Annotated in this window: 4 protein-coding genes and 1 pseudogene; all 5 read right to left on the reverse strand. The window is 36.5% G+C overall.

Annotated features, from left to right (window positions below; all coding sequences use genetic code 11):
* Nucleotides 1-194, reverse strand: a pseudogene (locus tag AC1DND_RS19880) (lysophospholipid acyltransferase family protein); the annotation flags it as partial.
* 90 nt (nucleotides 195-284) lie between these two features.
* A complete protein-coding gene (locus AC1DND_RS19885; protein ID WP_477584267.1) occupies nucleotides 285-1,211 on the reverse strand; it encodes a lysophospholipid acyltransferase family protein in 927 nt (308 codons plus the stop codon).
* A 159-nt stretch (nucleotides 1,212-1,370) separates the two neighbouring features.
* Nucleotides 1,371-1,949 carry an NAD(P)H-dependent oxidoreductase gene (locus AC1DND_RS19890; protein WP_477584269.1) on the reverse strand — a complete coding sequence of 193 codons (579 nt, stop codon included), beginning with the start codon at nucleotides 1,947-1,949 and terminating at the stop codon, nucleotides 1,371-1,373.
* 62 nt (nucleotides 1,950-2,011) lie between these two features.
* On the reverse strand, nucleotides 2,012-2,572 hold the full coding sequence (locus AC1DND_RS19895) for a Crp/Fnr family transcriptional regulator (protein ID WP_477584271.1): 561 nt from the start codon (nucleotides 2,570-2,572) through the stop codon (nucleotides 2,012-2,014).
* 332 nt (nucleotides 2,573-2,904) lie between these two features.
* Nucleotides 2,905-4,710 carry a translational GTPase TypA gene (typA, locus tag AC1DND_RS19900; RefSeq protein ID WP_029275490.1) on the reverse strand — a complete coding sequence of 602 codons (1,806 nt, stop codon included), beginning with the start codon at nucleotides 4,708-4,710 and terminating at the stop codon, nucleotides 2,905-2,907.
* Nucleotides 4,711-4,775: the final 65 nt, after the last annotated feature.

Consider the following 4,775-nt stretch of genomic DNA (forward strand, 5'->3'; position numbering starts at 1 on the left):
ACCAAAATCTCTTGTAATGTTTTATCAGGAAGCGCATTTAATAAATTTTCCCGAACAACTTTGCGTCGGTAGCCGAAAACAAAATACAGTAGTAAATAAGCTCCATCGGCCAAAATGTATAAAACAGATAATGGGAGCAGAGATAATACGCCTAAAAAAAATACTCCCAAATGGGAAATCCCCTTTTTAATCATACCAGAAATTTTATAGTGCTAATTTAAAAAGCACCTTAAAAAATTATGCCACGAAAATGTTAGATTTCATATTTAGACAAATGGATTAGCCTAAGCCATGGCATCCATTGTGTTCTGATCTTTTTTGATGATTTCTGAAATCTTTTGCTCAGGTTTATATTTCCATCTGCGGTGGCTCCATAACCAGTAAGCTGGTGCTTCTGTAATCATATCCTCTAAAAAGTGCGTATGCATTTCGGTGATTTCGAATTCAGCAGTTTCTGCTGGGTTTAAACAGATCGGCACACAATCTACTTCGTAATAGCCTCTTTTTAAATAATTTATTTTGAGGTAAAACACCGGACGGTTTGTTTTTCTGGCTATTTTCTCAACCCCTAACTGGATGGAAGATTCCTGATTTAAAAAAGTTGTCCAGTAATTCGATTCATCTTTTGAAGGTGCCTGATCGCTTCCAAAAGTAAACATGGTCGGTTCATTTTTACTCGATTGAATAGCCCTTAAAGTTTGACGCATAGACACCATATGGTTGCCAAACCTGCTTCTCATAGTCAAAAACCAATTATCAAAAGCTTCGCTGCTCAACGGTTTATAAATTGGGTAATGTTTGCCAGAAAAGTTTAAGCCAATAGCCATACACACCCATTCATAATTGCCATAATGTGATGAACAGAAAAGCACACTTTCGTTATTTTTAAGATAGGCTTCTACCAGATCGGTATTTTTAAATTTTACCCTTTTATTTAATTCCTTTTCAGAAATGCTTTTCATTTTAATCACTTCAATAAAAAGTGAGGAGAAAAATTTATAAAAACGTTTTTCTATGGCATGGATTTCAGCAGTATTTTTCTCGGGGAATGCATTAACCAGATTTTCTTTAACCACTTTCCGGCGGTAACCAAAAACATAAAATATTAACACATAAAAAGCATCCGCCAATCTGTATAAAATAAATAGCGGTAACAGTGAGAGCATATTTAATAAAAATATACCCATTTTGGATAACCCTTTATTAATCATGATGTGGGATGATTAGTTTGCTTGCAAAAGCACAAAATTAAAACTGAACGCAAAATTAATTGCCATGCAATTGTTAGTTTTTTATTCCCAAAGGTTTTATGAAAAAATACTGACAAAAAATTGCGCACCTGATTAACAATTTAACTGAATTACAAATACTTAACGCAAGCGATTACCTAATTTATAAACTTCAGAAAGCCATTTTAGACGCTGTTTCTCAGTTGATTTTTTGATAATTCCTACATAAGTAACTTTTACCGGATCTACCCCACAGAACTGAAGTACACTTTTCTTTAACTGGTTAACACTAGGGCGACCGAACGATAACCAATAATACCAAGAAGGCTGATCTAGTGTCGTAATGATTCTTGCCGTTTTTCCCTTTAACAGCTTATCCCACCAAACGCTATTTTCGCGATACTGAAAAGTAATACCTGGTAGAAACAGTCGATCGATAAAACCTTTCATTATGGCAGGCATGCCACCCCACCACACAGGATGTACCCAAACCAAATGATCAGCAGCTTTGATTTTTTCCAAACTTGACAGCAAATCGGGCTCTAATTCCGTCCTTTGGCGATACCCGAAAGCCAGGTTGGGATTAAATACTAATTCAGCGAGATGAATTAATGAAACATTGGCACCTGAATCTTTAGCGCCTTTATAATAGGCTTCAGCCAACGCAAAATTGATGCTATCTTTATTTGGATGACCATTAATGATTAAAATATTTTTCATGTTGTTTTATCTACAACACAAAATTAACACAGTCCTTGCGCTCAAGAAGCAGACAAATGTCCTTAAATGATTTCTTTCCGCAGTCTGCTTAAATGTCTTGGCGTAATGGCCAGAAAAGATGCCAGATACTTTACTGGAATTTGTTTGATATAATCTGGATGACTTTTAAAAAGCTCTATATACCGTGCTTTGGCTGCATCTTTTTGATACATAAACACACGTTTCTCTAAATGAATATATTGCTGTTCAGCTATTGTTTTGAATAATCTCAGCCCATTAATGCTCGATTCGGTCAAAATATCTATAACTTCTTTTTTAATGATCAATAAATCTACATCACTCATGGCCTGAATATTTTCTACAGTTGGGTTTCCGGTAATCAAAGATGAATATGCTGTCATAAACTGATTGGGAAAAGTAAGGCAATAGGTATATTCTTCTGCGCTGGTTGATGTATAAAATGAGCGCAAAGTCCCCGATTTTATAAAAGCGACTTCCTTACAAATTTTATTCTCGGTAATAAAGAATTCTCCTTTTTTTAATGTTCTTGGTGTAGCGTTTGCTGTAAAAACATCAATTTCTGCCGGCGAAAGAATATTAAAGGATTGTAGGTAGCTTTGCATGGATATTATATTGTTTTGGAAAGATAAGTAAAACTGAAGAAACCTAATACCACCGCCCCAACGCCCCTAAACCTTATTGCAGCGATATCCCCCGATTCTTCATCGGGGATTTAGCGGAAAGAAGGACTAACAATAAAAAAAGTTCCGCAATTGCTTTCCCCATCATTTTTATAACCACCTATGATATCTAAATAAATATTGAGTAGATCATTACTTTAGAGTTGACAAATTCAGGATCTATTTATGATTAAAGCTGTCAACCCCAATAAAACCTTTAAACGCAAAAAAGCCCCGATTTACATCGAGGCCTTAATATTTATATTCTTAAGGAGTTAAGCGAATTGCTTTCCTTTAACTTTACGTTCTTGTTCTGTTAAGAAGATTTTACGTAAACGCATGCTTTGCGGTGTAACCTCGATATACTCATCAGCCTGGATATATTCCATAGCTTCCTCTAAAGAGAATTTAATTGCCGGTGCAATACGGGTATTATCATCAGTACCAGAAGCACGCATGTTGGTTAATGCTTTACCTTTTACCACGTTTACTACTAAATCGTTATCACGGATATGCTCACCCATAATCTGACCTTCGTAAACATCAGTTCCCGGATCGATGAAGAAACGACCTCTATCTTGTAACTTATCGATTGAATAAGCAGTAGTTTGTCCTTTTTCCATTGAAACCAATACACCGTTTAAACGACCAGGAATTGTACCTTTCCAAGGCTCGTAAGCTTTGAAACGGTGAGCCATAATCGCCTCTCCCGCTGTAGCAGTTAAAACGTTGTTACGTAAACCAATGATACCACGTGCCGGGATTTCGAATTCTAAGTGTTGTAAATCGCCTTTTGGCTCCATAATTAACAACTCGCCTTTACGTTGAGTTACCAATTCGATTACTTTACCAGAAACTTCGCCTGGAACATCAACGATTAAAGTTTCAATCGGCTCATGTTTTTTACCATCAATTTCTTTAACGATAACCTGAGGCTGACCTACCTGAATCTCATAACCTTCACGACGCATCGTTTCGATTAATACAGATAAATGGAGAATACCACGGCCATAAACCAACCAAGCATCAGGAGAAGCTGTTTCAACAACTTTTAAAGCTAAGTTTTTCTCTGTTTCTTTGATTAAACGTTCTTTAATACGTTGAGAAGTTACTAATTTACCTTCTTTACCAAAAAATGGAGAGTTGTTAATGGTAAACAACATGTTCATTGTTGGCTCATCAATACTGATAACCGGTAATTGTTCTGGTGCTTCAAAATCAGCGATTGTATCACCAATATCAAAACCATCAATACCTACAACTGCACAAATATCACCTGAACTTACTTCTGTAGTACGGATTTTACCTAAACCTTCGAAAGTATAAAGTTCTTTTACTCTTGATTTAACGATTTTACCATCGCGTTTGATTAAAGTAACCGGTTGGTTTTCTTTAATTGTACCACGGTGTACACGACCGATTGCGATACGACCAACGAAAGAGGAATAATCTAACGAAGTGATCTGCATCTGTAAAGTACCGTCGTTAATTGGTGCAGGTGGAATGTTTGCCACAACCGCATCTAACAAAGCGAAAATATCGGTAGTTGGTACTTTCCAATCTGTACTCATCCATCCTTGTTTAGATGAACCGTAAATTACAGGGAAATCCAATTGATCTTCAGTTGCTTCAAGGTTAAAGAACAATTCGAAAATCTGCTCATAAACCTCTTCTGGGCGACAGTTTTCTTTATCCACTTTGTTTACAACCACAATCGGTTTTAAACCAAGGGCTAAAGCTTTTTGCGTTACGAAACGCGTTTGAGGCATTGCACCTTCAAAAGCATCGCAAAGTAAAAGTACACCATCTGCCATTTTCAGAACACGTTCTACCTCACCGCCGAAATCCGCGTGACCAGGAGTGTCAATAATGTTAATTTTTACGTCTTTGTACTGAACCGATACGTTTTTAGATACAATCGTGATACCACGCTCGCGCTCTAAATCGTTGTTGTCCAATATCAAATCTCCTGTTTGTTCGTTGTCACGAAAAATAGAACAAGAATGTAAAATCTTATCAACCAAAGTAGTTTTGCCGTGGTCAACGTGTGCTATAATAGCTATATTTCTAATCTTTTGCATAAAATGCGCCTCAAATTTGGCGCAAAGATAGTGTTTTGAAATGGATTTTCTACTATATCTCTCAC

This window comes from Pedobacter sp. 01N416 (assembly GCF_056399685.1).

What these genes read in the sequence shown, in the direction of transcription:
- AC1DND_RS19885 (WP_477584267.1), bottom strand. Translation starts at nt 1,211, where the DNA reads ATGATTAATAAAGGGTTATCCAAAATGGGTATATTTTTATTAAATATG.
- AC1DND_RS19890 (WP_477584269.1), bottom strand. Translation starts at nt 1,949, where the DNA reads ATGAAAAATATTTTAATCATTAATGGTCATCCAAATAAAGATAGCATC.
- AC1DND_RS19895 (WP_477584271.1), bottom strand. Translation starts at nt 2,572, where the DNA reads ATGCAAAGCTACCTACAATCCTTTAATATTCTTTCGCCGGCAGAAATT.
- typA (WP_029275490.1), bottom strand. Translation starts at nt 4,710, where the DNA reads ATGCAAAAGATTAGAAATATAGCTATTATAGCACACGTTGACCACGGC.